We start from the raw sequence: 25,730 nt of genomic DNA on the forward strand, positions 1-25,730 counted from the left end.
TGGTATTGAGCTCATTTTCGTTTGTGTATTGCTGAAGTTTGGTATTTAAGATGATTAACGTAGCGCTTGTTGATGACCATGTCATTGTTCGTTCTGGATTTGCTCAGTTGTTGAGCCTTGAGCCAGACATGAATGTTGTAGGTGAATTTAGCTCGGTAGCAGAAGCTCGAGTGGGATTACCTGCGTGCAAGCCAAATGTAGTTATCCTAGATATCTCGATGGCAGACGAAAGTGGGCTTACCCTACTCTCCGAAATCCCTTCAGGCATTGCTTGTGTCATGCTTAGCGTGCACGACTCTCCCGCAATGGTTGAAAAGTCACTTAAACTCGGCGCAAAAGGTTACCTAAGTAAACGTTGTAGTCCTGACGAGTTGATTCAAGCCGTACGAACCAGTGCTTTGGGCGGTTGTTATTTAACGCCTGATATTGCGTTGAAGCTCGCGACACCAAGTGACAAAGCGGCAACGCTGACTCAACTGACTCGCAGAGAAAACGAAGTGTGCCAATTATTGGCTCGTGGTTTAGATGTCAAATCAATCGCCACTGAGCTTGGCTTAAGCCATAAAACCGTTCACGTTCACCGTGCAAACGCCATGGATAAGCTTGGCGTGAAGAACAACGTTGAGCTCGCCAAACTGTTCTCGCAAGAGTCGTTTTAATGCGTAGCTACACCATCACCTCCATTTGCGGTCTATTCATGACAGGATGCTCGTGGTTCTGTCTGTGGGTGATCGCTTATTACTTTGTGAACGATGCAGAGCTTGCGATCTTGTTGTTCCCCTTCGCGTTGCGTTTGGGTCTAACACTGCACACGCGCACAAAGTATTGGGCAACGATTTATCTCGCCGAATGGGGATTGACCGTTGCTCTTGCTCTACTTCTTGAACAGCCGCAATGGCTAATGGTGTTGGTTGCCAGCTTCCTGAGCATGCCGGTTGTTTACCTTGCTAAGCGTTATTACAAAGGCGATCAGAACCAGCATTTAGCGATTATGGCGGCCGTGTTGCTCGTGACGTCTTGTATTAACGTACTAGCGGTTGGTTATCATGTCCAATCTGTCTACATGGCATGGTTAGCTAGCATTGCTGGCGGTTTGTTAGTTCTGCCAATGTGCTATTTGCTTTGGAACTATCTCTTCCAAAGCCCTTGGTCACCGCTGACCTCGAATTTGTTAGCCAACGAAGTTCAGTTCAAAGTTCGTCATATTCTGCTATACAGTGTGTTGTTGATTGCCAGCATTTTGGTTCAAACCAGCCTGCCGGATGAGTTAAAACGCTTCGCACCTTTCTGCATGGCAATCCCAATCATTGTGCTTGCGCTACGCTACGGCTGGCAAGGTGCACTGCTTGCGACCATGTTAAATAGTATCGCGCTGATTGCTGCGCGAAGCGGTGTTTCGAATCTGGAAATCACTGACCTTCTGTTATCCCTTTCGGCACAAACCCTAACTGGCATCATGCTCGGTTTAGCGGTGCAGAAACAAAAAGATCTTAACCAAAAGCTTCGTGGCGAATTGTCGAGAAACCAAACCTTGTCTCGACAGCTCATCCAAGCGGAAGAGTCGGTGCGTCGCGACGTGGCAAGAGAACTGCACGATGAAATTGGTCAGAACATCACAGCGATCCGTACCCAAGCGAGCATCATTAAGCGGGTCGATAACGCTGAAATGAACACACGCTGTGCCGACATGATCGAAAACCTATCACTCAATGTTTATGACACCACCAAACATCTGCTGAGCAAACTGCGTCCGAAGATGCTCGATGATTTGGACTTAAAAGACTCCGTTCACCAGTTAACCCGTGAAATGGAGTTCGACAATCATGGCACTCGCGTTGTGCTTGATTGGCAAGGTGACTATGAGTCTTTGGGCGACACGCTAAAAGTCACCCTATTCCGTTTATGCCAAGAAGCATTAAACAACGCAGCTAAATACGCGAATGCGACGTCTATCGTTATCGAGCTCTCTATTAAGGAGAACATTTCGTTGAACATCGCTGACAACGGCATTGGTTTCAAAACCGAAGACTGCATGAAAGGTATGGGCGTTCGCGGCATGCAAGAACGCGTGCAAGCACTTGGCGGCAAAATGTATATCTACTCTTTGAACGATCATGTGGATGGCACGCAAATCGCCATCACATTACCTAAGGTGTAACGAGCATGTTTGGATTATTTCAGTCTCCGAGCTATAACCAAGCTCCCCTTAGCAAAGACCAAGTGGACGAACGCTACCGCTATTGGCGTCTACACATCATGCTGGGTATGTATCTTGGTTATGCCGGCTTTTACTTCACTCGTAAAACGTTTAACTACGCTGCACCCGCGATGATTGCTGATTTAGGTTTAGATAAAGCCGATATTGGTATGATTGGTACGCTTTTCTACATCACCTATGGTTTATCGAAGTTTATCTCGGGCACCATATCTGACCGTTCTAACCCTCGCTTTTTCATGGGTGTCGGTTTAATCGCGACGGGTCTTATCAATATCGCGTTTGGCTTCTCTAGCTCTTTGGTTGCACTCGCTGCTCTTTGGGTGATGAACGCTTGGTTCCAAGGTTGGGGCTGGCCTTCGTGCTCTAAGTTACTTACGACGTGGTATTCGCGCTCAGAACGTGGTTTCTTGTGGGCAATTTGGAACACCGCCCATAACGTAGGCGGCGCTTTAATTCCCCTACTCGTTGGATTTCTTACATTCCATTACAGCTGGCGAGAAGGCTTTATCGTACCGGGCGTTATCGGCGTCATTCTTGGTGTCATTGTTTGTTGGCGCTTACGCGATAAACCGACCACTCAAGGACTGCCAACGGTTGGTCAATGGCGTGATGACAAGTTAGAACTCGCGCAAGAAAATCACGGGCAAGGTCTGAGTTATAAAGAAATCCTCAAACAATACGTGTTCAACAACAAGTACATTTGGTTGCTCGCATTTAGCTATGTACTGGTTTACATCGTGCGCACCGCCATCAATGACTGGGGGAATTTGTACCTGACAGAACAACACCACTACAGTCTAATCAATGCCAACGCAGCATTGTCGATGTTTGAAATCGGTGGCTTTGTTGGTTCTCTAGTGGCTGGTTGGGGATCGGATAAACTGTTCGGTGGTAACCGAGGTCCAATGAACCTCTTGTTTGCCGCAGGCATATTCCTATCTGTCGCCGCACTGTGGTTGATGCCATTAACCAACTTCGCATTCCAAGCTGCTGGGTTATTCTCGATTGGTTTCTTCGTATTTGGTCCACAAATGTTGATTGGAATGGCAGCAGCGGAATGTTCACACAAAGATTCCGCTGGTGCAGCAACGGGCTTTGTTGGTTTGTTTGCCTACATGGGTGCCGCACTTTCTGGCTACCCATTAGCATTGATTCTTGAAGAATACAGCTGGACAGGATTCTTTATCACCATCTCGGTATGCGCAGCCGTTATTGGCTTGCTGTTGTTACCGTTCTTGCAGGCTCAACCTTCAAGAAAGCCGCTCGCTCCCAAGCTTAGGTTGTAGACACCTGGTTGTAGAAGCGACTTCTACACCTCTTAGGGTGAGTTAACCACTCACCCGTCCAATCTCCACTATTTTTTGCTTCCGATTCAGTTCGGAGGGTTTTCTACGGGTAAAATTCATGAATTCGAATACTATTTCATCAAAATGCTTCTTCAAAATGGACAATAAGATCCAAAACTACGACTGGGGAAGCCGCACGGCTATCCACGATTTATTTGGCTTTGCTAATGAAGCTCAACAACCTCAAGCCGAGGTTTGGATGGGTACGCATCCGAATGGTTGCTCTATCGTTAAACAAGGAAGTACTGCCGCTTCGAGTACAGTGGTTTCATTATCAGAATTGATCAATCAGGATCCGTCAGCGTTTCTATCGCAAAGCACGGCAGAAGCCTTTGGTGACCTACCTTTCCTATTCAAGATTCTTGCAGCAGATAAAGCCTTGTCAATTCAAGTGCACCCAAACAAGCAAGATGCTGAGATCGGTTATGCAAAAGAACAAGAGTTAGCTGTACCGCTGAGTGCATTCAATCGTAACTACAAAGATGCCAACCACAAGCCAGAACTGGTTTACGCCCTAACGGAATATCAAGCAATGAACGGCTTTCGTCCGTTTGATGAAATCATCGCTGAGTTCCGCCTGTGTGACATTCCTGAAATCAACGACTACCTAGAACAGTTTGAGCGCAATCCCAACCAAGATGGGTTGTGTCAGTTCTTCGTAGAGATTCTTTCCATGGAAGAAGCACGCAAGGTTAACGCAGTGGATCACTTATTAAGTTACGCAGCAGCCAACCAAGTACGCCCGGTGTGCGAATTGATTTTAGACCTTGCTGCTCAGTACCCGAATGACGTGGGTTTGTTTGCCCCATTACTGCTGAATGTTATTACGTTAAAACCCGGTGAAGCCATGTTCTTAAGCGCAAGAACGCCTCATGCTTACATCAAAGGCACTGGTCTGGAAATCATGGCGAACTCAGACAACGTACTTCGTGCTGGTTTAACACCAAAACACATGGATGTGGAAGAACTGGTTAAGTGTACCGACTTCATCCCAAAACCAATGAATACGCTACTAACCAAAGCAGCAGTCAACAGCTGTGAGCACAACTTCCCTGTCCCTGTACAAGACTTCAAGTTCTCTGTCTTCCAAGAGCCAAAAGATCAACAAGTTGAGATGAGCAGTGCGGAAATCTTAATGCCGATCGATGCAGACGTAACGCTTCTTGCAAAAAGCGGCGAAACCTTAGTGCTTGGTAAAGGGCAATCGGCTTTCATTCCTGCTTATGTGGGTAGCTACACAATCCGTTGTGAAGGTCGCGTTGCTCGTGCATTTAATGGCTAAGTTCATTTTCTCTTAAAGCAAAAATGGCGGAGACTTTTCACCTCCGCCATTCAAACCATTCATTTGTTTGCTAACTCTGTGCTTGAGCCAAACGAATACTCACCAAACTTGCCACCATGATGGCTAAGTAAAAGCTCCCGACTATCGCTTCAAAGAAAACGAAGAACTGAGCCACTGGAACCGTTGGTGAAATGTCACCATAGCCCACTGTCGTTAATGTGATAAAGCTAAAGTACAAAGCATTAAACAAGTTCGACAGCCAAGGTTTTGCTTCTAATCCAGTGAAAGAGCTTGGGAAAAACTCCAACACCAACAAGTAAATCACCGCCCACGCAAGCCCCAGTAGCAGATAGATACAAATCGAACCGATGATGTGGTTTGTCGTGACCGACTTGGTCAAAACCACCTGCTTTAGCGCCGAGTATATATGTGAAAACAAGAACACCAATAACGCACCTAGCGTCAAAATGGACAGATCTAAATGCTCTAAAAACGACATACCATAGGAGATGACGGCCACAATCAGTAACACACCATACCATGTACGATTGGATTTGTTCTTCTTGTTGATGCCTGCAATCGAAGCGCCTAGCGTCACCACCAAAATAGCAAGAACAAATTCCTGCCCATCTGGATAAAACTGATGCATCACGGCACAGCCAAAAAACAACGCAATAAGTGCAAAGAACAAAAAGTAAAAGTTATCTTCCCTGGTCATCGGTTTCATGATGCCACCTCTGCTTTGTCTTCCTCCTTCGCTTTTTGGTCCATGCTCAGTGCTTTGTTTGCTTCAGTGTCATCTTCATCTAACCAGTTCACCATCAACTGGTAAGTCAGGCTCAATACCACAGCACCAACAAACAGACCTACGATACCAGACATTGCCATACCACCCAGTGCACCCAACAGTGTCACAAGCATCGGTGTGTCAGAACCACGGCTTAGAAGTACTGGTTTCAGTACCGCATCACTCGCGCTCACCAAAATACACCAGACTAGGAAGATGCCAGCAACCAGTGTCGATTCGACGCTAAACACGTAAATAATCGCAGGAATCAATGCCAGAATCGGAGGCAACTGAACAATCGCAATCAGAATCACAGCAACCATCCAAAGCGCAGCAGCAGGAACGCCAACTGCGACCATACCAACACCCGCCATGACAGATTGAATCAGTGCAACGCCAATCACACCTTGAACGACACTGCGAACGGTCGATTTTGAAAGGTCAATCAACGCTTCGCCTTTCTTGTTGGTGAGGCGGTCTGCTAGCTTGGTAAAACCTTTTTGGCAAACTTCAGCATTGCTCATGAACGCACCTGCAATCATGGTCGAAATGATGAACTGGATGAAACCACCACTTACCGAGCCAACAATAGATGCTGCTTGAGAAAGGAAGCCTTTCACTTGTTCGCCATACTTAACCAAGAAGCCTTCCATGTTGGTCGATGCGTAGTTAATCACAACGAACATTTTGTCGCCCACGACAGGGATCTCTTTTAAGCTTTCTTGTGGCTTAGGTACAACTAAGGTGCCGTCTTGCAGCCCAGTGACGACCTCGGTACCACTGGTATATAGACCGGATGAGAGCGCGATAAGTGGGATTAAGAGTAACAGCACACCAATAGTGCTGAGGAGTGCGCTCGCCTTACCTTTTGAAATACCTAAGCGATTATGAAGGGACATCATGACTGGGTAGAGCGCGATGGCAATAATACCGCCCCACACGACCAACATAATGAATGGACTGAGGATAGAGAAACACCACCAGATCAGTAACGCTACGGCTCCGATCTTGATAGCGGCGTCTATCGCCTGTTTAGAGAAATCACTTGAAGCTTTCATAGCGTTACCTTTTCACTGTCTGTTAAGTGTTATGTTTGCAAAAACTTCCATTGTCGGGTTTCCAAAAAGAGTGATGCGAGGATCATGTACGTCCCGACCAACACCAATTGGAAGATTCGGATAAATGTATTGCTGTCGATATCTCCGGAGCTCATTAGCGTGCTGCCGATCAAGACAAGCAAGGTACTGAACGCCGTAGCGAATATCGGTGCCTTCTCTGGCACGGTGTAAATCTTCTTCCCTATCAATACCGCCAATAACGCAATAAAGGCGGTGTAAAAGAATATGCTTGGCACAATGGCAAGAATCGAGAATGCCAAGATGGCAAGTATCCCGCCGATACCGTTACTGATGATTAAGAACGCGCTTAATTTGACTGACTTCTCTGACGTAATCATCAAAGACAGCAACGCGACAAACATCATGGTGAGCAGCGCTTCTGAAATCTGAAAGATAAAGAAGAAGCACACCACAGGAAACGAAATCAACATGGCTCGAAATGACGCATGCCAACGTTGTTCTTTACCAATTGGTGGAGCCGCATAACCCGCGAACTCACTGTCAGGCTCTGGTAGATAAATATGAACCAGAGCAAAAATAACCACCGATACCGCACCAGAAATCGCCAAACCGCTCGCGAGCACCAAGGAAATCGCTGGGTTATTTATTGCCATAAACGGCAACATCAACACCGCAATCAACAAAATGGTCGCGAACAGATTCCATTTGGGGTCAGTAAACAAGTAGTAACCCCATGCCATCATCAAACCGACGGCAATCAGTAGAACAATTGGGTACTGAGTAATGCCTCCTGAAAGAAGCAGCCCCAACCCCATGGTGGCAATCAATGCCAGCAGCAACTCGTAAATCGTTTCTCTATGAAGGTTTGGCTTATCGACCAAGAACTTCGCGGTAAATACCGGCGCGACAAACGCCAGTTGCCAATTAATCCAAGCAGCGAGAAACACCGCCAGACCTACACCAATGGTGAAGCGCAGAATCCGGCGTTGAGTTGCGTTATCAATGCTCAGATTATCGGACATAAGACAGTACGCTCAGTAGACGAATCCAAAGTTTGCCGAGGGTGTTGAACACGAAGTTGTCACCGCTGTAAACAATCACGTCTGCTTGACCGCCAACACGTAGCATTCCTGTTACCTCTTCACGATCAAACTCGATAGCGATTGGTAGCATTTGCGTTTGGCGTAACCAGCCTGTTTGTTGGTTGGCTTGCGCGAGCTTACCCGCTTGTTGGTTTTGTCCCCAATCGACACCCCAGTCGATGCTGCTGACTTTGCCTTTGATGACTTTGCCAGGAACAAAATCGAGGGCGATTTCTACTTCGTCGCCAATGCTGACGTTGCCTAAGCTGTTTTCACGGAAGTACGCTTCAATCCAAATGTCTTCTGTCGACACAAACGTCATGATTGGCTGACCGGCTGAAGCGTAGAAGCCTTCGGTCAAACTGAAGTTCGAAACACCACCTTGAGTTGGCGCACGAATCACAGTACGTTCTAAGTTCAGTTGAGCTTGCTCAAGTGCCAGCAATGCTGCTTTGACTTGGCTGTTTTCTTCACCTTCTGCGCCAAGTTGTTGTTTCGCTTTTTCAAGATCCGCTTCTGCATTTACTACGTTTGCTCTCGCCGTTGCCAATGATGCTCTGGCTTTGTCTGCATCCGATTTAGAAACCACACCTTTCTCTGCCATGGCAAGAACACGGTTGGCTTGCGCTTCAGTGTTTTGGCGTTCAACAATCGCAGACGTTAACCTTGCTTGAGCCGAAGCGATTGATGCGGTTTGCGCGCCAACGTTTTGCCCTGCGATTTCAAGATTCTCTTCGGCTTGCTTTACCGCGATTTCATAGTCAGATTTATCGAGAACGGCGAGCTCATCGCCTTCTTCAACAAGTTGGTTCGGACGAACATTAATATTGAGGACATTGCCAGAAACCTGGGGCTTTATTGGCACGATATAACCTTTAACACGTGCATTGTCGGTCACTGGAATGATGCGATCTGACACAATGCTGAAGCCGAGCATGACAACAATAAATAAAAGCAGATAGTTGGTGACCGTCTTTACTTTGTCTTTTTTATTCGTCTCTTTGTTTTCCGCCACTTCCGTTGGCTGTTTCTCGTTTTCGTTCTCGGACATGTTATCCCCTTGCCATTGAATAGATTGAACATTTTAAGAATATACCGTCCTGTCCAACCTGCCATTAATTGAAGAATAAATAGCGAGCTATATCAAAAACCGTGCGTTATGCGCTAAGATTGGTTGAAGGTCACTTGGGCATACATGGAGTATTCGCTTGATGCCAAATCAAACATTTCATCTACCCGTTATTCAGACTAACTATGCTCGTATTCTGGTCGAGGTCTTTGCCGACTATGGCTTGGACAAACACAAATTGCTCAGTGATGCCGGTTTGCCTGCGGACTTATTCCAGACCGAGAGTGACTACATCCCATCTGAATCGATAAAGCGTTTGATTCATTTAACTTCTTCTCAACTGGGCATTACAAAATTTACCGACTTATTAGTGTTAGTCTTCCGCCGCCGCGTCATACCTAATGTCCTGCATCAGTTTGTGTCGTTTCAAACCATCGGCGCATCAATGCAGCACATTGATGAGATATTCAGTTTAGACTCCCCCGGCAGTAATGTTTGTTTCGAAACCCATCATGGTCACGCTTGGTTCTGTCGTTTCTCTGAACAAAAAGACACACAAATTGCGGACTGGTCTGAAGCATTTGCTGTTATTTACATCACGGAACTCATCAGCATTTTGACCAAAACCACTTGGCATCCAAGCAAGGTTCGCCTACAAGGAAGCAACAGTGACATCGTAAAAAGTGTTGTACCTAGCCAGTGCCAGATATTCGTAGGTCAAGAGAAGACTGGTGTTTACATTCCCGATGACATTCTTAACGTACCCATTCAAATATCAGACTCACAGTTAGGCACTGAACCAAGTCAGATTCAGTGGCATACGAGTTTTACCGATAGCGTGTTTGAACTCCTGCGCCCTTATGTGCGAGAGCGTAATTTGTCGATAGAAGAAGCGGCTCAATTGCTGAGCTATTCTGTTCGAACCTTTCAAAGAAAGTTAAAGAATGAAGGGACTTCTTTTCGACATATTAAGGAGTCATTGATGTTCTCTGTTTCTTGCGAATTGATGGAAGAAGGACACTCTCTCACTTATATATCCAATCAACTTGGCTACACCAGTATTTCGCACTTTTCGCGCGCCTTTAAAAGAGTGTCCGGGTTATCTCCTAAAGTGTATAAACAGTCTATTGCGCTGAACGCATCCAGCACTTCGTGACGTTATACTGCTCAATCCATTTGAGGCTTGGTACTTGGTAATTGCTTGAGCTTGGCTTGCATCAGTGTTGCGAGGTCTATCTCATCACACAGCACTTCTACGTCCTGAACTCGAAAGTAAACAATCATACGTTACCCTCAATTGAAAACGTGGGGCTATTATGCCGTGGCGCAAACCAAGTTATTTACCATTTTACGCCACTCAAACACATTTCAATCCAATCATTTTGAAGTCTCAAATTAGAGTAATTCATCCACTTTGCACAATCTTTACAATAGGAAGAATTTACCGACTTGCCCGTTTCTTATCTTCCTACGTCGACGTTATACATGCTTTATAATGCCGTATTTTCAATGCGTTATATTAATACCCCATCGTATTCCTTATTTGTTATCTGATCGATATCAAGCAATATTCCGCTCAAGCCGCGCATTGTTCAATTTGAAGCTGAGCAGCCTTTTGTTGCAAAACGTATACACGGGATTGTAATCACGTTTTGTATCACTACAATTCCAAACCAAATGAATAAAGAAACGTTTGTATGCCGAAATTAAATTTAGACAGCGCAAGGAAAAGCTCTGCACTTTCTGAGAATGGAACCTGCGAAAAAGTACAATCGGCATTAGAACCGAAATACCACAAGCCAGAAAAGAAACTTTGCCTCAGTGCAGGTCTGACGGAGAAGCACATTCAACGCCGTTGGAACGTGCTGGAATCGATGACAGACAAAGATCTTCTCTTAGATCCTTTCACGCAATCGCATTACCACCAATACGCCAACAACATTGAGCACTTTATTGGCACGGTAAACGTTCCTGTTGGTGTTGCAGGTCCTTTGCGTATTAACGGTCTGTACGCAAGCGACGACTATTTAGTACCACTTGCAACAACGGAGGCTGCATTGGTGGCGTCTTACAACCGCGGAGCCAACTTAATTACTGCTGCTGGTGGTGCGAGTACCCTTTTGATCAGCGAAGGTGTGAGCCGTACTCCCGTGTTTGGTTTCCAATCACTTGCAGAAGCAGCGCAGTTCGTCAGTTGGGTAGTGACTCAATACGATATCTTCCGTAAAGAAGCGGAATCAACCACTACGCACGGCAAACTCAAAGACATCAACGTTAACATTGAGGGCAATCATGTTTACCTCGTGTTTGAATACGTAACGGGCGACGCGTCTGGTCAGAACATGGTGACCATCGCGACGCACAAAGTTTTCCATTACATTCTTGAACACAGTCCAGTCACTCCGCTTGATGCTTACCTAGATGGCAACTTGTCTGGTGATAAAAAAGCCAACGCACACACGTTGCGTTCAGTCCGCGGTAAAAAAGTATCCGCTGAGGTTACAATCCCTGCGGCATTGGTTGAGAAATACCTGCACACGACACCAGATGCCATGGTGAAATTTGGCAAGATGAATACGGTCGGTGGATTACTAAGCGGCACTATCGGTATTAATGCGCACTATGCCAATGCCCTCACCGCTTTGTACATCGCATGCGGACAAGACGCGGCTTGCGTTGCAGAATCAGCAGTTGGTATTACTCGAATGGATGTGGATTCTAACGGCAATCTATATGCCTCCGTAACTTTACCAAACATCATGGTTGGAACTGTTGGCGGCGGTACTGGCTTACCAACTCAGAAAGCGTGTTTGGATATACTTGGCTTGCATGGAAATGGCAAAGCAAAAGCGTTGGCAGAAGTGGCAGCTGGTCTGTGTTTAGCGGGTGAGCTTTCTATTGTTGGTGCTTTCTGTGCCGATCATTTCTCCCGCGCGCACCATAAGCTAGCAAGAAAATAGTCTCACGAAATCCAATAAAACCACTCTTTTTTAGGCTCTGTTAACCTTTCGAACTGATTTTTGCAGCGAATTGTTGGTTACTTTTACAAGGCAAAGACTTTGCTGTGTAGATAGCCTACACGAGAAGTTGATAACGCAATACAAATGACCAACAAACGCTGCCCGAAGGGTTCGGTTAGTCGCCCCCGGCGAAAATCGTTTTATGCTTTGTTTAGGAATATTTGCTTAGAATGACTAGGCGTCCAATCCGAACAAAATTTAACCGCGAAAGAGCAACAGATCCTCATCGTAGAGTGGTTTCTATTATTAAACCCAAGAAACTACGGTTGCAGCGCACTACTGTATAAATACACAGAACACATAAAACCCTCATCTTTCGTGAACGGTTTAACTCGTCACGCTTGATGGTTTCATTTCTTATTCAAAATTTCTTTAAAAGCTCATAAAACCACAACTAAGTGTTATATCAATTTGCACTTTTCGGTCAAACCTGACTCAAACGTTCTCGTTCTCAAAGTATGAATTCAAAAAAGTTTCATATTTTATTTGAGATGGCTCACATCACATTGCTCACCGATTATTCAGTCACTTATTATTTTTTCTCATTAAAAATTAACCTTCAGCAAGACTATTTTCTGCAATTAACAACTTTGATAGTGATTTTTACCGTCTATAATCCGTTCTGCAGCTGCTTGATTTAACTGAATTTATTAATTAGCTCATTAAGAGCTTCATTACTCCCGTTAAATGGATTTAAGTCGTTCCTTTGGGTAAGAGAGTTAACGATGAAACGTCAGAAGCAAAATGAAATTTCTTGTTGGGTATTGGGCTTTGTTGCCATGCTGCTGTTCTTTGTGGGACCAGTGTCGGCTGACGAAGACGACCCTGACCAAGCGACCGCACGATTTTTATATCAAACGACATTTGGTCCAACTCCTGCTTTGATAGACCAGATAAACCAAACCAGTTATGACACGTGGATTACAGAACAAATACTTCTCCCACCCACCTATCACAGTGATCTTTACTTCACTCCTTTCAGCAAAGGAGCCCAAGCAAATAGAGAAAACGCTTGGTATCAAATTGTTTTAACCTCCGAAGATCAACTGCGTCAGAGAATGGCGTTTGCATTAAGTCAGATTCTGGTGGTCTCAAAAAATGGCGGTTTCTTATCGAGCAAGCCAACCGGACTAGTCAGCTATTACGACTTACTCGTTGAGAATGCGTTTGGCAACTATAAGGATTTGTTGCTCAAAGCGGCTAAACACCCTGCAATGGGAAATTACCTATCTATGATGGGGAGTACGAAAGAAAACCCAACAACCGGCGCACTACCTGACGAAAATTTTGCTCGCGAACTGATGCAGCTCTTCACTATTGGGTTATATCAACTCAACCTCGATGGCAGTGTTAAGTTTAATCATGACACCGAGCAACCCCTTGCTACCTATTCACAAAACGATATTCAAGAACTCGCTCGAGCTCTAACTGGCTGGAATAAGTCGGATGTCGACTTTGTGTTACCAATGCGAGTGGTAAACAGCCTTCATGATACCAACGAGAAAGTCGTGCTTGGGTCCACTATCCCTGCTGGTTTAAATGCAGAAGAAGAGCTCGAACTTGTCATTGATATCTTAATGGCTCATGACAACATCGCCCCTTTTGTTTCTAAATTGCTCATTCAGCGATTTGTCACCTCAAACCCAACGCCAGAGTACATTGCTCGCGTTGCTAGTACGTTCAATAACAATGGCAAGGGCGTGAAAGGCGATTTGCGCGCGGTAATTAAAGCAATTCTTCTCGACGACGAAGCTCGAGGATTGACATCGAACCAACCAATTAAAGTTAAAGAGCCAATCTTGGTCATCACTAATTTCCATCGCGCTGCTGGTTTTACTCTGACAGCGGCACGTTACGACAACGCAGTATCCTTGATGAATATCGCGAATCAAGGACCATTGCGCTCTCCATCCGTGTTCAACTTCTACTCTCCTGATTATCAGCCGTCAAAAGACTTTGTCTTTAATGGTTTAGTTGCACCGGAATATGAACTGTTTGATTGGTCGGTATACACCGAACTGGTGAACTTCATGCTTTATAGCGTGCGCAAAGGTTCCGAATCGACTTACACGCTCAATATGGATGAACTTTATCAACTCCTCGATGACCATAACGCTTTGGTTGATCGTGTCGACATGCGTTTCTTTGCCGGAACCGCTTCACCAGAGCTAAAACAACTCATGATTGAGGTGCTCGATAATTACCAAACCAGTTACGTACCGAAAACCAAACTTGCTTTAGTGATTTTCACAGCAATTTCGGGCAGCGAATTCTACATTCAAGATTAGGAGCGGATTATGAAACTCTCACGACGCAACTTTATGAAAGGTACCGCTTCTTTGGGTGCTTTTGCTTCTGTCGGCTTATCAGGCTACGCACTCGCAACACCGAGCAATGACTTCCGTGCTTTGATCTGTGTTTATATGGATGGCGGTAACGATGCAATCAATACCTTCTTGCCACTCTCCGACTTTCATTATGATCAATATGCCAGCGTGCGCGGTAAGTTATCGGTCGCAAAAAATACCGTCATTCCGATTGACTTAAACGCCAGAGATAATCGAGGAAATGACGTGCCTTTGGGGATGCACCCTAAGTTGGCTCGATTAGCGGAGGTCTTTGAAAATGGCGATGCGACGGTCGTCCTGAACAGTGGCGTACTTGAACAGCCAATGTCAAAGCAGATGATCGAGTCTGGCGAAGTGCCCTTACCGGATCAACTCTTTTCTCACAACTCGCAGACCAAAACTCTGATGCGTGGCGGTATGGATACGTTTTCAAACCTTGGTTGGGCAGGACGTATGCTCGACATAATGGGACGAACGTCTGAGATTACTCCACTCTACAGTGTTCATGGTGACTCCTTATGGTTGCGCTCACTTGAACATAGGCAAACAGTTTTGAAAAAGGACCGCGCCGTCCAGTTGAGTGCGATTGGAAACCCGCTTTACAAAGAAGTGTACGACCAGTTGTTAGCCACTTCTCCCGATAATCCATTCAGCGGGCATTTTAATCTCATGGTGGATGAATCAATGACTATGAGTGGTGTGTTAGCTGAGCAACTGCACAACGTCGACAATGCGCCACTTTTTACCTCTACAACGCTAGGGAAACAGATGCAGACGGTTTACAAGCTTATCGCAAGCCAGAGCCAATTAAACCAACAACGACAAGTGTTCTTTGTTAAACATACCGGTTACGATGTTCATGATTCACAGCTTTCAAAACATCCTGCATTGCTAGAAGACTTGGCGACTAACCTTTTCGCTATGTATCGCGCTATTGACGCACTTGGAATGCGTGACAATGTCACTACATTTACCATGTCTGACTTTGGGCGACGCATGACAAATAATGGCAATGGTACCGATCATGGCTGGGGTGGACATCAATTTGTGATGGGAGGCGCGGTAAATGGTTCTCAACCAATTGGAACTTGGCCCGAATTGATACTAGGTGGTGAAGATGATTACTCTAAAGGGCGTTTGATTCCAAGAATCGGCACTGATCAAGTAGGTGCAACCTTAGCTCAATGGATGGGCATTACTGATGGGACAGCAATGGATTACGTGTTCCCAAATATACGCAACTTCCCTTCCTCTAACCTTGGCTTTATGTCATAGCTGCTGCAATCCAGTACCCAAAAAAGGGAGCATTATGCTCCCTTTCATTTATTGAGTTTGATATCTCATTTAAGCGTCTTCGCTGCGTGGTCGTTCATTACATAGCTTGATTGCACGCTCTAGAAGTTCTAATGCGGTCTTATCGCTTTCTGGTAATGCCGCTTCACTTTCGCCAATTGGCGTTACGCGGTCACCCCATTTCAACACAGCAGCGCCCCATGTCAAACCAGCGCCAAATGCAGCCAATAACATGTTATCACCTGGCTTCACGCGACCTTGCTCAAGAGCTTCACACAATGCGATTGGCACTGTTGCTGCTGATGTGTTGCCGTAGTTTTGAATATTCACGAACGCTTTTTCTTGTGGGATACCAGAAAGGTCACACAGCGTTTGGATGATACGGATGTTCGCTTGGTGCGGGATTACCACGTCGATTTGATCTGTAGTTAACTCTGAAGCTTTCAGAACCGTTTTCGCAGCCAGCCCCATGCCTTTAACTGCGCGTTTAAAGATCTCTTGACCAACAAAGTTGAAATCCCAATAACCGTTGTCTTCAGCGAAGCGGTCCATGCATGTACCAAACTTAGGAACAGAGAGAATGTCTCGCCCTTTTGCATCACAACCAATTTGTGATTGCAGAAGACCCGTTTCTTGCTCTGTACGTGTCAGAACGACTGCACCAGCGCCATCACCGAACAATACTGCCGTATCACGCATTGCCCAGTCGATGTAGAAAGAAAGACGTTCCGCACCAATGATGATCGCATTACGGTAGTTGCCCGACTGGATCAAACGCGTACCAGTTTCAAGACCGTAGACAAAACCCGTACACGCCGCGTTTAAATCAAACGCGGCAGCAGAGCGAATACCAAGGTTTTGTTGCACCTTAGAGGCAATGTTTGGAATAAGAGAATCAGGAGAGCATGTCGCAACAATGATAAGGTCGATGTCACTCGCTTCCACGCCAGCACGAGCCATCGCATGTTGCGCAGCTACCGTTGCCATGTCCGACGTATTTACGTGGCTAATGCGACGGTTTTCAATACCAGTACGGGTGCGAATCCATTCATCTGAAGTTTCAAGGAAAGTGCTAAGGTCGTCGTTAGAGAGCGAAGCTGGTGGAAGGCATTTTCCCCAGCCAGTAATTTCAGCGTAGTAATTTGTCATCGCAGACCTATTTATTGTTGTATTTTAATGAAATTTCTTAGAACCTGTTCGGGTCCAAATACAAACCTGTCATATCGTATTTCGGCAGGCTAAAAAATAAGTATACAAATTATGAAGCAGACTGGTAAGTCATGTTTTCATCAAGTTGTCATAAAGGAAGAAGTCATGTCATCGTTTAAAACTCGTTGCCCGTCTTGTGGCGGTTTAAATCGTGTCCCTAATGAGCGAGTTGCAGAAGCTGCAAGTTGCGGTAAATGTAAGAACGCTTTATTTGATGGTGCGCCTGTAGAAGGCACCATCGATAACTTCTCAGCACTACTAGAGAGTGACACTCCAGTTGTGGTTGATTTCTGGGCACCATGGTGCAATCCATGTGTTGGTTTTGCTCCTGTTTTCTCGGATGTCGCACAAGAACAGACCGGAAACGCTCGTTTTGTCAAGATTGATACTGAGGCTCAACAACAATTGGCGGCTCAATTCGGTATTCGTAGTATCCCTACCATCATGGTTTTTAAGAATGGACAACGCGTTGACATGATCAACGGAGCATTACCAAAAACTCAATTCGATCAGTGGCTAAATCAAGCACTTAACAAATAAACCCCGTCGCCAGCCTCGCTCTCGGGCTGGCGTTTTTATGCAGCATTTCCTCATAGAATTTCGATAAATAACTTTTGTCGAAACGACTCAAATATATCGTTTTACTTGCCTATTAATTAGCCTCATATTCGCGCCGAATAACCCCTGATTTTTACTTAACTTATAGGCGCAAAACATTGGAAAACACAGCCATTCCTGCAGCATCACCACGAGTCACAGTTCCTGTCGTAGCACTGTCTCTTTATGCAGTGGCATCAGGCTATTTGATGAGCTTGATCCCTCTTATGCTTGGTGAATACAACATCTCTGCTGATTACGCGAGTTGGTTGGCGAGTGTGTTCTATGGCGGTCTATTGTTTGGCGCCATGTTCTTTGAGCGAATCGTTCGCAGTGTTGGGCACCGTAAAGCGTTTGTCGGTAGCTTGGCAGCCTTTTCTCTGACAATCATCGTTTTGCCGATTATTCCTAATGGTATGGTATGGCTATTTGCACGCTTTATTGCGGGCATCGCAGTAGCGGGCGTATTCGTCATCGTAGAATCATGGCTAATGTCTGGCGATGAATCCTCACGCGCAAAACGTTTGAGTCTATACATGCTTTCTTTGTACGGCGGTTCTGCGCTTGGTCAATTTGGCATTGGCATTCTTGGCGTAAGTGGTGGCGTCCCTTTTGTTGCCATCACGACACTGATCTTGATGGCGATGCTAGTGCTACTATTTATCGACTGTGAGCAACCAAACAGCCATGAGTCTACTGCACTGTCGTTCAAACAGATTTCTAAACTAAGCCACGCAGCAATCATTGGTTGTGTTGTTTCTGGTCTTACTCTGGGAGCAATTTACGGTCTGATGCCAGTAGAGCTCGCAAACCGTAAAATCAGCCACCAAGACATTGGTACTTTGATGGCGTTAGTGATTCTGGGCGGTATGTTGGTTCAACCTATGGTGACAACCTTAAACAAGTACATGGCACGTACTGTACTAATGGCGTTCTTCTGCATCCTTGGCATTTTCTCTATCGGACTGACTTTCATTTCTTCGTCAGCGGTGGTGTTGGCGTTGGCGTTGTTCCTATTGGGCATGGCGACATTTGCTCTATACCCAATTGCGATTAACCTAGGTTGTGAAGGCTTAGACGAGCGTTTCATCGTGTCTGCAACGCAAGTCATGTTGTTTAGCTACAGCGTGGGCTCAGTAGCAGGTCCAGTGGTTGCTGATAAATTTATGGGTCAAATGCACGGTTTGTTGGGCTACTTATTTGCAGCATTACTTGCAACTTGCATTTACATGCTAATCGCAGCAACTAAATCCAAGCACCAAATGGCGGCAGGTTTGTAATTTTTAACCTGTCCCAACCAGACAAAAGAAACGAGGGTTCATGCCCTCGTTTTTTTGTTTCTGAAATACTCTACTCTTTAAATCATTGGGGAATTAAAGCGGCTCATTAGTTTTGATTCTCCAATAATTTCTTGCGATAACGTGTTGGCGAACTGCCGTAGAACTTTTTAAATCGGTGCGTGAAGTTGTAAGGATCACGATAACCCAATCGGTTTGCTATCATGACAACCGACCAAGCTGGATACTGTAATAAGTCCGCCGCTTTGTGCATGCGAAGCTCAATTAACTTGCTCCTCGGACTCATGTTGAATAATTGTTTGGACAGTCGGTTAAACTGCTCTTCACTTATAAAGCATCGCTTTGCCATCTCGGCGACCGTCCAAGGTAGGTGCAGTTGCCCTTCCACTTCATTAAATAATGTTTGAACGCGAGAAAGCGAACTACTGATTGGCGTTTCGACACTTTTGACTAAACGTTGCACTTCGCTGATCAATAACTGACGAAAACCAGTACGACCGCCTATCTCATTGTAGAGCAAGGTCATTAACGCCCAAATTTGCTCTGAACCTTGGAAAGGCATGACCGTCTGACCAAGATCCGACAGATGCCGCCAAGAACCTGCATTCTGAGGTAGTAGCCAAACCATTTTCCAATGATCTTTGTCAGGATTCATTTCAAACCGAAAGCACGTATCGACAGGCAAAATGGTCAGCGTATAAGGTTCTATCTCTTTGACAGAATCGGGGGTTATCAGAACGCCACCACCTTCAACCGTAAACAACAAAGTATGCACACCAACTTTGTTTCTTTCGACATGATAACCATCACGTAACTCAGCCAAGCCTGCCATAAAAATGTCTGCACGATGCCACTCAGGAATCTCTGTCAAAGTGAGAAAGCGTTCCTTACATGCAGGAGCCAAGTACACGTCATCTTGCCATTCCGTTTTGGTTGCAAATTGCTCAATGACGGATTTGCACAGCTTTTGTGGTTTTTCACACATGTATTTCCTTTCCTATACGCTTTATATTCCTCTCAAAATTTGAGGAGTGACTATGGCAAACAACATTGGTATCGAAAATAGTGCTAACCCTTTATATAACGGGCTACTTAAGCAGATTGTCCGTTTGGGTTTTCCTGTCGCCATCCAGAGTGCTTTGGTAGCAATACTTGCCTTAGCCGATGTTCTCATGGTTAGCGATTTTGGTAAAGAAGCAACCGCAGCTGTGGGAATTGCATCAAAATGGCATTTTGTCGCCATAATGATCATGGCAGGTTTAGCATCTGCAAATGGCACACTTGTTGCGCAATATTGGGGACGAGACGATGCCGTAAGTGCAAAAACCGTCACCGGTATTGCGATTCGTTTTGGTCTAAAGGTGCTTATTCCTGTCACTCTAATTATCACAGTTGGCAGCGAAGTGATCATGCGCCTACAAACCAGCGATATTCAAGTCATTGACCTTGGTTCTACCTACCTTTGGTATGCGTTCCCTGTGTTGCTACTGACTCACATCATTATTGTATTAGAAGCCAGCATGCGCTCTTCTGGTGACACCGTCACTCCGCTATTAATGGGAGCAATGACTATTGTGCTCAATATCGCTCTGAACTTTTGGCTCATTAAAGGCGGGCTAGGTATACCTGCAATGGGTGTTGCAGGTGCGGCATTAGCGACGACGATTTCTCGCTTATTCCAAGTACTAGCCATGATTGGCTATATGCGTTGGCGTAAACATTGGTTATTGGAAGTAAAAGAAGGGGCTGAACGCCCCTCTTTGTGGCTCTCTTATCGCCGTTTGGCATTACCAATGACCTTAGGCGCGCTACTTTGGGCCATTGGTACGATGGTGTATCAAATGATTTTTGGTCACATGGGCACGACAGAACTCGCGGTGTTTAGCATGTTAGGTCCATTCGAATCTCTGTGTTATTCCATCTTTTTTGGAATCTCTGTTGCGTGTTCAGTGATGATTGGGCAGTCGTTAGGGCGTGATGAGTTTGAACAAGCTCAGCACATGGCAAGCTTCTTCATTAAAGCGGTGTTTGTGTTTGGTATTTCGATTGGCGCATTACTGCTACTAAATCGAGAGTTAATCATTGCAGCATTGAACCTAGATAACTCAGAACTTTACCCACTCGCGGCACCCGCAGTCGTGATTTTATGTAGCGCGATTTGGCTCCGCATGCTCAACATGATCATCATAAACGGCATTATTCGAGCGGGTGGCGATAACGTCTTTTGTTTACGCATGGACTTTATCGCGATGTGGATGACTGGATTGCCTTTGTGCGCCGTCGCCGCGTTCGTCTTAGACTGGGAGTTTAAATACGTTTACGCACTAATGATCGCAGAAGAAGTAGTGAAATTGGCACTGTGTTATCGTCGATACACGCAAAAGTATTGGATCAAGAATCTCACCGTTGTTACGACTTCTTAGTACGTTTTTAACTAGGCTTCTTGGCTTCGCGTTCTGCACTCATTCGTTTGTGGCGATTCGACACATTTGCAGCTGGTTTATTTGGAACCTCACGCTTCTCATGCACCAAGTGCCGAATCGCTAAGATCGGGTGCTTGAGTAACATTCTCGGTCCTGAATAACGCATCACTAAACGCATTTGCTCTTTAGGCTCCGGTTTATAGCAATGTATTGGGCATTTATTGCAAGTCGGCTTGTCTTCTCCGTAAGGACAACGATCAAGCCGAACTTCCGCATATTCTAACAATTCGCGACATTCCGCGCATAGCTCACCTTTTGTGCCATGGTGGTCTTTACAGTAAACCTCGACCATCGCCTTGACGGTTTTAAATTCAGTGGCGAGTTTACCTAACAAAATGTCGCTCATTTTTTTCCTCTAACTAAAACAGATTCATACCCAAGTGACTTCAAGATGCAGGATTCAGAGCCCTATCATTGATTCGAGAGCAAAGAAAACTACGCCGTGTAATAGCAAGCTCTTTCCAAGTTGTTTGACGTAGCCATTTGTTTGACTAAAAAACCAAGTCATTCACGCTGAACCTAGTATCTCAGGTTACTTGGTATAACCCAGAGACCTTAACAATAAGGCTTTGACTAAAAGGACTTTAGTTACTTATCTGGTTACAACTCCATCGTATAGAGCTGTAAAGTTCGACCATTATCGTAAGTCTGCTCAACGCGTTCAAACTGAAAACCCAATTTTTCTAGCAAACTTATACTGCGAATATTGTCATTATTGGTGATAGCGACCAAGTTTTCTATATTCATTTCCTCACGAGCAAAATCCACGACGACACTTGCGGCTTCTTTCGCGTAACCTTTGCCATAAGCGCTAGGCAGATAACCGTAACCAATATCAAACGCTGTTAATGTATCGCGTTTAACCAAACCACAAATGCCAACTGGCTGTTTATCATGGTTGGTTTCAACCACCAGCAAACTGACACCCTTAAGTTCCTGCATTCTTAACATGTTATCTTGGATGTAACGCTTGGCTTCTTCTAGGGTTCGAATTTGTTTGTCACCGACGAAACGATAAAAGTCTGGCTGGTTGTAGAGTTCTAAAATAAACGGCGCATCTTCTACACTGACAAGACGCAGTGTGAGGCGCTTGGTAGTAAGTGTTTTCATAGGGAATCCATTAGGGTTGTAACTTGGCGGAAAAATCACTATCCTGCCCCGCTAAATTAAAGGACCAACACCATGAACCGCAAGAAGAAAATTAATTCGATTTTAAAAGCGAAGCAGAAAAAACAAAATGCAAAGCTTCATAAGAGCAATAAGCCTCGCTACATCTCAAAAGCAGAACGCGCGAAGATGGAAGCGGAACAGCAAGCTAATGAGCAAACTTCACAAGCCACTGAAGAAACTCAAGCAACAGACGAAGCATAAAAGAAAAGCCGCATAACGCGGCTTTTTTTATCCAAATTTAACGTGCTTATTTGTATCTCAGATACGGACTTTTAGTACTCAAGGCTGTAGTTAAGCGTGAACGTACGACCTCTTCCCTTATAGTCATAAGCAGCAGACTCATAGTGAGTTGCGTATAGGATTTGCGCACGTTGTCCCCACACCGTGGTGTAATCCTCGTTAAACAGGTTTTGGATTCCGAATCCTAATTGACCAACAGGCAGTATCACGCTGCCTAGCAAATCAAATGTTGTGTATCCATCTAACTTGTTGTTCGCATCATCTTCGTAATCGAACATAGTTTGGCTTTGTAGACGCACAGAGTAATCGTTTTGGTACCATGCTGCCCAAGCGTTCGCTTTAGATGTACTTGCCTTACCAGCACTCAAATCTTCCCATTTACCATTGGTCTTCAGTTCAGATACGACATAATGACCGGAAGCACCAACAAGAATATCGCTGGTTACCCAGTAGTTAATGTTTGCTTCCGCACCATACACACGTTGTTCGTCATCCACACTGGTAATCAGCAAAGTTTTACGGTCGTATTTGATTGAGTTATCTGACAACGAGTAATAACCCGCTGCTTGAAGAGACAACGCTTCCTTATCTAAACGGTAACCAATTTCGTAACTGTCCGTTTTAATGCCTGACAATTTAGAATCAGATACATTGATGCTGTCCTTTAGTGCGTAATGACCATTTGCATCTACTGCATCGTAACTGCCCTGACCATAGTATTTCGCTGGGTCCGCCAGTTGGAAACCTTGGGAGAAGTTAGCCCAAACTTGCGACTCATCATTCAACCGATAGATAGTGCCAAGGTTGAATAGGTTAACTGAGTAATCTGTACTGCCACCTGGTACTGAATCAGCCGACGTTCCCGCTCCTGCAGCAATCTTCTTCTGCACACTATAAGCGACAAAGTCATCAACTTTGTTATCCATGTATTGATGGCGATAACCTGCTTGTACAGACCAATCCGAAGTAATTTGGTAGTCCCCTTGAATAAACAATGCGTAAGAGGACACGTCTACGCCAGGGTAACGACCAACTTGTGCATACGTCTTGTTTATCAAGTTTCCAGAATTATTAGCAATCGTCGAATCGAAGAGTGCTTGGTTACTGTCGAAACGATCAAGATAAGCATCAATACCATAGATAAGATTAAAATCGTTCCAATTCTTCGCTAACGCCAGACGCCCTGCAAAAACCTCTGTTTCTTGCTGAGAAGCACTTTGGAAATATGGTGTGAAAGTTTGGTCTTCACTTCGATAGGACAACTCACCAATCAATTGATGACCTAATACAGACTCATGGCTGTAACTTGCACTTAGAAGAACACGTTCTGTGCCGTGTTGGCGATCAGATTCAAATCCTTTACGTACATCGACGAAATCGCGCCCCACAATGTACAGACCATAAGGCGAGTCTTGTTGACTATCATAGTATTGCGCAACTAGGCTAAGCTGGCTTTCATCTGACGTTTGAATCTCCGCAGAGCCCATCACATCAAGCGTTGAATTGTACTGCAGTGAACCTTGTGAGATGTCCGGCGTGACAATGTCACCATTACCATCATAGAAACCCTGAGTTTCGCCGTACACCACCGAACCACGCGCACTTACTTTGTCGTTTCCGCCAGAGACAGATTGGGCAACCTTATAATCAAAATCGTCACCACCATTAAAACCGGTCGTACCGCTCACGTAAGATTCAAATGCAAGTTCATCTGACGTCGCTTTTTTTGTGACAATATTTATCACACCACCCGTTGCGCCGGCACCGTATATCGATGTCGCACCGGATAACACCTCAATACGTTCAATATTGAATGGGTCATTCGCGTCGAGTTGACGACTGATTGGGCGTGAGGATTGTAATGACACCCCATCGATCATAACCAACATTGCACGCCCACGGAGGTTCTGCGCGTAGTTAGTTCGGCCACCCGTACCAACGTCTAATGACGGAATCGTTGCCGATAAGATGTCACCAAGGTTTTTTCCTGCTCGGTATTGTTGAGCGATCTGCTCTTGATCAACTAACCAAACCGTACCCGGAATGTCTGAAATGGACTTAGGCATAACACTGCCAACCACCACTACTTGTTCATCCGCATTACTCTGTTTGCTTATATTAGATTCTTCTGCAAGTGCTTGAATTGCATAGCCACTGCTCATCGCAAGCATGATGAGATTTAAAGAAAACTTCCTTTTTATCATTGTCTTTATCTTTTTATAAATTACAGAGTCGACAATAATACTCATTCTCAATCATAAATCGAGCACTGTTACATATGTTATATGTTTGTTACTTTACGGTACTTCGAGATTTGACGAGTTGCTTATTTTCCTCTGTTCGAGGGCAATCTTCGCACAGTTTTCGCCCTTCACATTTGTAGACTAAACAGCAGCTTTTTCGGACTAATTTCAAAGGACGCTCGTCTGAAAAAGCGTACAGGGATGATGTATTTTCAGAACTTAACCCAAGCGCTTCCAACCACAACTTGGCATGCTGGTGAATGAGCTCGTCACTAAATTGAGGAAAATGTTGCTGGAGTCGAATCAAGCATGCCATCACACCATCAGACATCAATTGATGAGTAAAGCCCGGGCGTATACGAGTCCAATCACTCATTTGAATCTGATAGAAGTCATAAAGTGCACGTATTTGCTTACCAGCTTCGACAATCAGTTCTTCAACTTCACCATGAATATGCTGTTCATCAGCAAAGCGGTAACCCGTGACAAACCCTTGCTGCACGTATTGCCCCATCCCCCGTAGATTTGGCAAAGTGTGAAATCCATAGATCGAAATGAATGCCACATACATAGGCTGCCAACAAAGCAGGTCCCATGTTCGAGTTAGCCAATAGGCTTTACCCGCTTCAGGATGCGCTTGAGAAAGCGATTGGTAGAGTGATTGTACAATTGGATTGATGTCGTTATCGATATGGATTGCACTAGCACCAATCTCACCAATACTGCCATGTAAGAATGGCGTGACTTCCTTTGAGTAATGGAAGAGTTGCGGAAAAAAATGCTCAGACATTGTTGTGTTTACGTACGTTTTTGTTTGAACGCAGTTATACGCAAGCCAAGCAGTCAATGCAAATAATTATCAGTAATGCTTACGCCATATCACTTTGACGTGCCACAGGGCATTAAAATCAATAAAAAGTCCCAAATAAACGGCAGTAAAATAAACCATTAAACCGCGAAGATGCA

General features: G+C 45.0%; 22 protein-coding genes. 12 read left to right on the forward strand and 10 right to left on the reverse strand.

The features are described from left to right. The first annotated feature begins 50 nt into the window (after positions 1-50). The 4 genes from uhpA (at position 51) to manA (ending at position 4,846) form a co-directional block, all read left to right on the forward strand. Positions 51-659, forward strand: coding sequence for a response regulator transcription factor UhpA (gene uhpA / locus J4N44_RS21995; RefSeq protein ID WP_017819640.1), 609 nt, complete (start codon positions 51-53; stop codon positions 657-659). Further along, positions 659-2,158, forward strand: a complete 1,500-nt coding sequence (gene uhpB, locus J4N44_RS22000) for a signal transduction histidine-protein kinase/phosphatase UhpB (protein ID WP_252045133.1) — start codon at positions 659-661, stop codon at positions 2,156-2,158. The genes uhpA and uhpB overlap by 1 nt, the downstream gene beginning before the upstream one ends. A gap of 5 nt (positions 2,159-2,163) precedes the next feature. Continuing rightward, positions 2,164-3,504 carry an MFS transporter gene (locus J4N44_RS22005; RefSeq protein ID WP_005435249.1) on the forward strand — a complete coding sequence of 447 codons (1,341 nt, stop codon included), beginning with the start codon at positions 2,164-2,166 and terminating at the stop codon, positions 3,502-3,504. A gap of 118 nt (positions 3,505-3,622) precedes the next feature. After that, the gene (manA, locus tag J4N44_RS22010; RefSeq protein ID WP_252045134.1) at positions 3,623-4,846 is read left to right on the forward strand and encodes a mannose-6-phosphate isomerase, class I; all 1,224 of its coding nucleotides are present in this window, start codon (positions 3,623-3,625) and stop codon (positions 4,844-4,846) included. 70 nt (positions 4,847-4,916) lie between these two features. On the opposite strand, the gene J4N44_RS22015 is transcribed toward manA, so the two are convergent. Genes J4N44_RS22015 through J4N44_RS22030 form a run of 4 tightly spaced genes read right to left on the reverse strand, consistent with a single transcriptional unit; the run spans position 4,917 to position 8,845 of the window. Next, the gene (locus J4N44_RS22015; protein WP_252045135.1) at positions 4,917-5,573 is read right to left on the reverse strand and encodes a potassium channel family protein; all 657 of its coding nucleotides are present in this window, start codon (positions 5,571-5,573) and stop codon (positions 4,917-4,919) included. Further along, a complete protein-coding gene (locus tag J4N44_RS22020; RefSeq protein ID WP_252045136.1) occupies positions 5,570-6,691 on the reverse strand; it encodes an AI-2E family transporter in 1,122 nt (373 codons plus the stop codon). The genes J4N44_RS22015 and J4N44_RS22020 overlap by 4 nt, the downstream gene beginning before the upstream one ends. A gap of 29 nt (positions 6,692-6,720) precedes the next feature. Beyond that, the gene (locus J4N44_RS22025; protein ID WP_252045137.1) at positions 6,721-7,734 is read right to left on the reverse strand and encodes a DUF2955 domain-containing protein; all 1,014 of its coding nucleotides are present in this window, start codon (positions 7,732-7,734) and stop codon (positions 6,721-6,723) included. Next, entirely contained in the window at positions 7,724-8,845 is a 1,122-nt protein-coding gene (locus tag J4N44_RS22030; RefSeq protein WP_005446916.1) for an HlyD family secretion protein, read from the reverse strand. Before J4N44_RS22030 ends, J4N44_RS22025 begins: the two co-directional genes overlap by 11 nt. A gap of 160 nt (positions 8,846-9,005) precedes the next feature. Between J4N44_RS22030 and J4N44_RS22035 the strand changes: the two genes are divergently transcribed. From J4N44_RS22035 to J4N44_RS22050, 4 genes are all read left to right on the forward strand, one after another. Continuing rightward, complete coding sequence (locus J4N44_RS22035) at positions 9,006-10,019, forward strand: helix-turn-helix domain-containing protein (protein ID WP_009696645.1); 1,014 nt, start codon at positions 9,006-9,008, stop codon at positions 10,017-10,019. A 541-nt stretch (positions 10,020-10,560) separates the two neighbouring features. Continuing rightward, positions 10,561-11,823, forward strand: coding sequence for a hydroxymethylglutaryl-CoA reductase (locus J4N44_RS22040; RefSeq protein WP_017189080.1), 1,263 nt, complete (start codon positions 10,561-10,563; stop codon positions 11,821-11,823). A 785-nt stretch (positions 11,824-12,608) separates the two neighbouring features. Further along, positions 12,609-14,171 (forward strand): DUF1800 domain-containing protein, encoded by a 1,563-nt coding sequence (locus J4N44_RS22045; RefSeq protein ID WP_252045138.1) that lies wholly within the window; start codon positions 12,609-12,611, stop codon positions 14,169-14,171. A gap of 9 nt (positions 14,172-14,180) precedes the next feature. Then, the gene (locus tag J4N44_RS22050; protein WP_252045140.1) at positions 14,181-15,506 is read left to right on the forward strand and encodes a DUF1501 domain-containing protein; all 1,326 of its coding nucleotides are present in this window, start codon (positions 14,181-14,183) and stop codon (positions 15,504-15,506) included. Between the two features lie 69 nt (positions 15,507-15,575). Here J4N44_RS22050 and J4N44_RS22055 read toward each other — a convergent pair whose 3' ends face one another. Further along, positions 15,576-16,673 (reverse strand): ketoacyl-ACP synthase III, encoded by a 1,098-nt coding sequence (locus J4N44_RS22055; protein WP_017189083.1) that lies wholly within the window; start codon positions 16,671-16,673, stop codon positions 15,576-15,578. Positions 16,674-16,838: 165 nt separating this feature from the next. On the opposite strand from J4N44_RS22055, the gene trxC reads away from it, so the two are divergent. Together trxC and J4N44_RS22065 are read left to right on the forward strand one after the other, a co-directional pair. After that, positions 16,839-17,273, forward strand: coding sequence for a thioredoxin TrxC (trxC, locus tag J4N44_RS22060; RefSeq protein ID WP_005446926.1), 435 nt, complete (start codon positions 16,839-16,841; stop codon positions 17,271-17,273). Positions 17,274-17,449: 176 nt separating this feature from the next. Continuing rightward, positions 17,450-18,610: an MFS transporter gene (locus tag J4N44_RS22065; protein ID WP_252045141.1), complete on the forward strand. Its 1,161-nt coding sequence runs from the start codon at positions 17,450-17,452 to the stop codon at positions 18,608-18,610. A gap of 106 nt (positions 18,611-18,716) precedes the next feature. Here J4N44_RS22065 and J4N44_RS22070 read toward each other — a convergent pair whose 3' ends face one another. After that, complete coding sequence (locus tag J4N44_RS22070) at positions 18,717-19,613, reverse strand: helix-turn-helix domain-containing protein (RefSeq protein WP_029789304.1); 897 nt, start codon at positions 19,611-19,613, stop codon at positions 18,717-18,719. Positions 19,614-19,665: 52 nt separating this feature from the next. On the opposite strand from J4N44_RS22070, the gene J4N44_RS22075 reads away from it, so the two are divergent. After that, positions 19,666-21,051, forward strand: coding sequence for an MATE family efflux transporter (locus J4N44_RS22075; protein ID WP_252045143.1), 1,386 nt, complete (start codon positions 19,666-19,668; stop codon positions 21,049-21,051). 7 nt (positions 21,052-21,058) lie between these two features. Here the strand turns inward: J4N44_RS22075 and J4N44_RS22080 are convergent, their stop codons facing one another. Continuing rightward, positions 21,059-21,457 (reverse strand): nitrous oxide-stimulated promoter family protein, encoded by a 399-nt coding sequence (locus tag J4N44_RS22080; RefSeq protein WP_005446930.1) that lies wholly within the window; start codon positions 21,455-21,457, stop codon positions 21,059-21,061. A 254-nt stretch (positions 21,458-21,711) separates the two neighbouring features. Beyond that, the gene (locus J4N44_RS22085; protein ID WP_009696653.1) at positions 21,712-22,221 is read right to left on the reverse strand and encodes a GNAT family N-acetyltransferase; all 510 of its coding nucleotides are present in this window, start codon (positions 22,219-22,221) and stop codon (positions 21,712-21,714) included. Positions 22,222-22,293: 72 nt separating this feature from the next. On the opposite strand from J4N44_RS22085, the gene J4N44_RS22090 reads away from it, so the two are divergent. Then, the gene (locus tag J4N44_RS22090) at positions 22,294-22,482 is read left to right on the forward strand and encodes a DUF2986 domain-containing protein (protein ID WP_005446933.1); all 189 of its coding nucleotides are present in this window, start codon (positions 22,294-22,296) and stop codon (positions 22,480-22,482) included. Positions 22,483-22,553: 71 nt separating this feature from the next. Here the strand turns inward: J4N44_RS22090 and J4N44_RS22095 are convergent, their stop codons facing one another. Together J4N44_RS22095 and J4N44_RS22100 are read right to left on the reverse strand one after the other, a co-directional pair. Beyond that, a complete protein-coding gene (locus J4N44_RS22095) occupies positions 22,554-24,725 on the reverse strand; it encodes a TonB-dependent receptor (protein ID WP_252045144.1) in 2,172 nt (723 codons plus the stop codon). A gap of 88 nt (positions 24,726-24,813) precedes the next feature. Beyond that, positions 24,814-25,554 carry a siderophore ferric iron reductase gene (locus tag J4N44_RS22100; protein WP_252045145.1) on the reverse strand — a complete coding sequence of 247 codons (741 nt, stop codon included), beginning with the start codon at positions 25,552-25,554 and terminating at the stop codon, positions 24,814-24,816. Between the last annotated feature and the right edge of the window lie 176 nt (positions 25,555-25,730).

It is taken from the genome of Vibrio sp. SCSIO 43155 (assembly GCF_023716605.1).
GTDB classification, from domain to species: Bacteria; Pseudomonadota; Gammaproteobacteria; order Enterobacterales; family Vibrionaceae; genus Vibrio; species Vibrio harveyi.

Bases quoted from the DNA above. Each gene is read 5' to 3' on its own strand.
- J4N44_RS22025 (WP_252045137.1), bottom strand. From the start codon at position 7,734: ATGTCCGATAATCTGAGCATTGATAACGCAACTCAACGCCGGATTCTG.
- manA (WP_252045134.1), top strand. From the start codon at position 3,623: ATGAATTCGAATACTATTTCATCAAAATGCTTCTTCAAAATGGACAAT.
- J4N44_RS22090 (WP_005446933.1), top strand. From the start codon at position 22,294: ATGAACCGCAAGAAGAAAATTAATTCGATTTTAAAAGCGAAGCAGAAA.
- J4N44_RS22085 (WP_009696653.1), bottom strand. From the start codon at position 22,221: ATGAAAACACTTACTACCAAGCGCCTCACACTGCGTCTTGTCAGTGTA.
- J4N44_RS22100 (WP_252045145.1), bottom strand. From the start codon at position 25,554: ATGTCTGAGCATTTTTTTCCGCAACTCTTCCATTACTCAAAGGAAGTC.
- uhpB (WP_252045133.1), top strand. From the start codon at position 659: ATGCGTAGCTACACCATCACCTCCATTTGCGGTCTATTCATGACAGGA.
- J4N44_RS22070 (WP_029789304.1), bottom strand. From the start codon at position 19,613: ATGTGTGAAAAACCACAAAAGCTGTGCAAATCCGTCATTGAGCAATTT.
- J4N44_RS22095 (WP_252045144.1), bottom strand. From the start codon at position 24,725: ATGATAAAAAGGAAGTTTTCTTTAAATCTCATCATGCTTGCGATGAGC.
- J4N44_RS22045 (WP_252045138.1), top strand. From the start codon at position 12,609: ATGAAACGTCAGAAGCAAAATGAAATTTCTTGTTGGGTATTGGGCTTT.
- J4N44_RS22080 (WP_005446930.1), bottom strand. From the start codon at position 21,457: ATGAGCGACATTTTGTTAGGTAAACTCGCCACTGAATTTAAAACCGTC.
- J4N44_RS22050 (WP_252045140.1), top strand. From the start codon at position 14,181: ATGAAACTCTCACGACGCAACTTTATGAAAGGTACCGCTTCTTTGGGT.
- J4N44_RS22055 (WP_017189083.1), bottom strand. From the start codon at position 16,673: ATGACAAATTACTACGCTGAAATTACTGGCTGGGGAAAATGCCTTCCA.
- uhpA (WP_017819640.1), top strand. From the start codon at position 51: ATGATTAACGTAGCGCTTGTTGATGACCATGTCATTGTTCGTTCTGGA.
- J4N44_RS22020 (WP_252045136.1), bottom strand. From the start codon at position 6,691: ATGAAAGCTTCAAGTGATTTCTCTAAACAGGCGATAGACGCCGCTATC.
- J4N44_RS22005 (WP_005435249.1), top strand. From the start codon at position 2,164: ATGTTTGGATTATTTCAGTCTCCGAGCTATAACCAAGCTCCCCTTAGC.
- J4N44_RS22075 (WP_252045143.1), top strand. From the start codon at position 19,666: ATGGCAAACAACATTGGTATCGAAAATAGTGCTAACCCTTTATATAAC.
- J4N44_RS22040 (WP_017189080.1), top strand. From the start codon at position 10,561: ATGCCGAAATTAAATTTAGACAGCGCAAGGAAAAGCTCTGCACTTTCT.
- trxC (WP_005446926.1), top strand. From the start codon at position 16,839: ATGTCATCGTTTAAAACTCGTTGCCCGTCTTGTGGCGGTTTAAATCGT.
- J4N44_RS22015 (WP_252045135.1), bottom strand. From the start codon at position 5,573: ATGAAACCGATGACCAGGGAAGATAACTTTTACTTTTTGTTCTTTGCA.
- J4N44_RS22035 (WP_009696645.1), top strand. From the start codon at position 9,006: ATGCCAAATCAAACATTTCATCTACCCGTTATTCAGACTAACTATGCT.
- J4N44_RS22030 (WP_005446916.1), bottom strand. From the start codon at position 8,845: ATGTCCGAGAACGAAAACGAGAAACAGCCAACGGAAGTGGCGGAAAAC.